Below are 4,458 nucleotides of genomic sequence, written 5' to 3'. Positions count from 1 at the left end.
ATCATCGTTGTAATAAAGGCGCTCACCCCATTCATCCAGCAGGTGCAGGTAAGTATCGGACAACACAGAACCGCAATGTGAAATCGTAACATCCATCGCTGTTTGTGTTGTAAACTCATAAAACAGATCGTTGGGCGAACGCAAGGTATAACTATTGGTGTAATTCGCAGTATTGCGTGTGTCGGTAAATGTAAAGGATGTAGAACCTCCTCCTGCTATAATAGGGTGATCAAAAGTATCACCCTCAATCCATGCTGCAACCTCCTCCTTTTCGCCAATAATATGGCAATAACTATTCAGTGAGAAAAATAGAGAGATTATCCAAAGTATATATTTTGTTNTATTTTGTTTTCATACATTGTCTGTTTTAATTTGATGAATTGGCATAATTGTACTCGTAGGCTTCAAGAACCTCCTTACCATTGGTACCCATCATATAGGTTTCTTTGAGACGACCCATAGCATCGTAGGTGTAATAGGTCGTTATCCCACGTGGGTCGGTAACAGAAGTTACCCCAACCAATGGTTTATATGTATAGGTGGTAACTAAAGCGTTGGGTAAGGCTCTTTGCAGACTGCCATCTTTTAGCTTTGTTTCATTTGGCGTTGTCAACGCTGATAAAGCATTGATGTTGGCAACCGAGAAAACCGAACTCATCACATTGTTAACATTCGTATATGTTGCGTTTCGTATCTCGGCTATGGGATACTGGCCCTTGTAACTCCACAAATAGACAATATTGGTAGCATCATCTTTTGTAACATATATTGGATTTGCGTAACCATCATAATTGTGATAAGAAATGCGATTCTCCATTATGTTTCCGTCCGATCCGGCTTGAATGCCATCTAATAGATAGAGCGCATTTTCTTTTCTGTAATTCGTTTGAATACTCATAGAGCTTCCATTGCTCAGTCTCGTTTTATTTACCACCGGTTCTATAATGTTCTTTTGAGTCATCTCTGTGTAAGGGGCACCTGTCATATTGAAAGGATGGGTAGTAGTCTCTTCTATACTTATGTTGTTACTATTAGTTAGTACCGTCTTTATAGGAGAAAGTAATCGATGGTTGGTATCATAAGTGTAGTTCATGGTTGTACTAACAGTACCTTCTGCGGTATGTTCTATTGTCTTTGTCTCGTGTAAGAGATGAAAATAGCGGTACGCAATGAGGTCGTAGTACTCTAAATCATCAACAAAGAAATCATCAACAGAATCATACGGAAAATTCAAATTAAATGGGTAAGTATGAATCGGATCTTCTCCAGCATGCAGCGCCCAGTCATTTCTAAAACTCAAGCGAACTCCACAGGTTATTTGTCCCTTATCAACAACAATATACTCGTTCTGCGTTTCTTTCTTTAGATTGTAACTATCTCCATTGCGTTCAAATACTTCTTCTGATGTAAGCAGTGGTTCCAATAGTCCTTGGTCATAATTATACCATGGGGACCAGAAGCGATTAATATTCTGGTCATAGATATCCGGTGCATATTCAGGGAATTGAGCTGCATCGCGAAAGTTCATCATATACTTAGAAACCGTTTTCCCCGTATTCATAATGGGAGTTCCTGCATATTCGGTGACTACATTATAAAATACTGGACTGCTATGCCAACCTGTTATTGAATAGATTGGAATACTTGTGGTTATTTGCCATTCTGCCCAGAATATCTGTGGAACGCGGCGGTTAAGAAAAGAATAAATTCTATCCTGTTTGTACTGGAACATATCGCTTTGTATCATCTGAGTCGGAAATCCTTCGTACTCATACGTTTTACGGGTTTCCTTTCCATTTGTTTTCGATATTATACTTTTTATGCGCAATCCGCCTACATAATCTGGTCCTGGATAATCATAGCCTCCTCCCATTTTATTTGTTTCATACTCAAACACTGTGCTTCCACCTGTAGGATATATTATTTCATTCAGGATACAAGCCTGCATATAATCTTTGTTCGGATTGCGATTTACTCCACCACCAAACAATGCATATTCATTGGGTATAAAATAAAAAGCCGGTATTGGTTGTGTTGGTATACCATTATAGTATCCCCAATAGTCTTCTCTGCAATAGATTCTATCACCGTCAAGAGTATAACGATGATAATTGGGAAGAGGAATTGTATTATAATTAAATTGATATTTTTCCGAAATTGTGTTGAGGTTTCCTTTAATCTTAATATTATCCAATCGCATCCGATAGTTTTTTACACTATTTCCCCAGTATGAGTTATTGCTGAACTCCACTGTTTTCACCACCCCTTGCGTTGAACTTATTTCTATTTTATTTAAGCGGTCTTTGTATTTGTCTAGTCTATCTGTGGAGTAATCAAAGCTAATCTTATTATTATTCCAAGTTATCTCTTCTACTAATTGAGGTAGATAAGAAACACGTCCTAAGTTTAAGTACTCTTCCAACACATATGGAGTGCTCTGTATTCCCCATACCTTGTCTTCATAGATGTTATAAGAAGTACTATAATACTCCGTACCTCTCTTTCTTACTGTTGATGGTATATTTTCAATATAACCGGTTCCTGTTTTGTATTTGAAATTGACAACACTCCCTGTCAATTGTGATTCTATCTTGGTTACATACCAAGCAGCTGTATGAGCAATGTCATTTGAATAACGAAATTCAATACATTCAAAATGATAAATAAGACCATCTGTGTTTTTTATCTTAAATCCACTAGTAGTAGCTTCAATAATAAGAGGAGCGTATGGTATGGTAACTATTTCATTATTCTGTGAGTTATATCTGAATACGCCCGATTTTCCATTAAAATTGTAGACATATCGGTCTGATTGACTATCGGTTTCATCCGCTATCCCCCAACGCCTCCATGTTCTAGTAATATCAACATTTTTGTTACCCATCAGTTCGGCTACATGTTGAACAGACTTGACATGATTGTTCGTATATCCTTGTTTATCTACGGCACCATAAATAGAACGACTAATCACTCCTCCCGTATTTAAAGACCATCCTAAGCCAACGGGGGTAGCAACATCTTCTACTTTGATTCCCGATGCATGATAAGATATGGATATTGGTATGGTGATGTCTGCAGCTTTTATCTCATACAAAGGGATGTCTATTTGAACAACTCCGGTAGCCTTACTTACCGGATATTCGCCATAACGTGCGAATGCGGCAACTTGGGGAGATTGTGGTAAAAGTTCAGGGAGTTCAGGAGTATATCCTGACGTAGTTTGGGCTATCATAACACAAGTAGATAAGCAACCGATAAAAACAATTGTATATTTTAGAATGTTTCGCATAACAATTTCATATTGAAGTTATAACTTATTTCTTTATTATTTTCCTACTTATCATCTCCGCACCAACCACCATATTAAGCAGGTAGTTCCCCTGAGGCAGGTCGGAGCAGTTAATCACCTCAGTATGATAGCCACTCGGCTGGTTCTTTAAGCCTGAGGTGTATTCAAGTCGACCTTGCATAGTGTACAGGTAAATAGTAACAGGTGCATCTTCCATCAATTCATACTCTACGGTTAACTCATTCTCCACCGGATTAGGATACGCCTTCACACGCAATTTCACCGATTCCATCGGGTTTTCAGAGTCCCGTTCCCGTTGTTTGATATTCCACAAGCTATCCAATATGGCTACATTCTCAGGGTCGGTGTCTAAATAGTAATGCTCCTGTGGCGGATAATAGAATGCTGTAGTAAAGTTCTCCAGGCTATCACCCAAGTGCACCGCGCGGATAGTTTCGAACACAGGGTAGCGGTATCCCTTGGAGTACCATTTATGGGTTTCCAGTATGCGGTTGGAGAAGAGTTCTGTACTGTCAGCCGTCTGTATCGGTTCCATAATCAGTCGGGTACTCTTTACACGAAGCACTGTGAGGGTGTCGCCATCGGGCAGGTACATTTCGCCAAAGGCATCGGCATGGATGCGTACTGTTCCTTTGGCGCGGATATCCATTAGTCCTGAGTAAAGACCGTGGGAATCGTACGAGGCGGTGATAACATCGCCATAATCGAAGGGGAAGTTCAGCTCGGGAAGCGGGGTGTCGTAATGCAGGTGGGTGTTGGGGTTTTCGTGTCCCAACTGTTGCAGGGAGTCACCGCGAAGCAGGTAGTAATACATCGTGTAGTGTTCCATACCGATGATGGGGCGGAGCGTGTTGTCGTCCATCCGTAGAGTGTCACAGCCCATCACGTAGAGGCTGTCGCCCACCGTGCCGGGCAGGAAGTAAGAGAGTTTGTACTCGGGGTTCACAGCGGTAAGCTCGCTGAAGTCCCACACAAGGTTAGCACCTGCCTTGCCGGGAGGCTGGTAGCGCACTTGTTGCTTGATGATTTCGTCGCACGGGCGCATGGCGTTGTAAGTGGTGCGGAGCTGGGCGGAAACGGAAAGGTACGACAATAGGAATACAATGAAAATTGCGTTTTTGTGTTTCATAATAATAAAGAATTACTAT

The 4,458-nt window shown here is 40.8% G+C and carries 2 protein-coding genes; both read right to left on the bottom strand.

Going from position 1 to position 4,458, the window contains the following annotated elements; all coding sequences use genetic code 11:
- Positions 1–367: 367 nt before the first annotated feature.
- Complete coding sequence (locus D0T50_RS04610) at positions 368–3,289, bottom strand: RHS repeat protein (protein WP_163222332.1); 2,922 nt, start codon at positions 3,287–3,289, stop codon at positions 368–370.
- Positions 3,290–3,314: 25 nt separating this feature from the next.
- Entirely contained in the window at positions 3,315–4,439 is a 1,125-nt protein-coding gene (locus D0T50_RS04605) for a T9SS type A sorting domain-containing protein (protein ID WP_163222331.1), read from the bottom strand.
- Between the last annotated feature and the right edge of the window lie 19 nt (positions 4,440–4,458).

This window comes from Bacteroides sp. 214, from assembly GCF_010501015.1.
Taxonomy (GTDB): Bacteria; Bacteroidota; Bacteroidia; order Bacteroidales; family Bacteroidaceae; genus Bacteroides.
The sequence above is the reverse complement of the archived record's forward strand: the minus strand, read 5'-3'. Positions and strand labels throughout refer to the sequence as shown.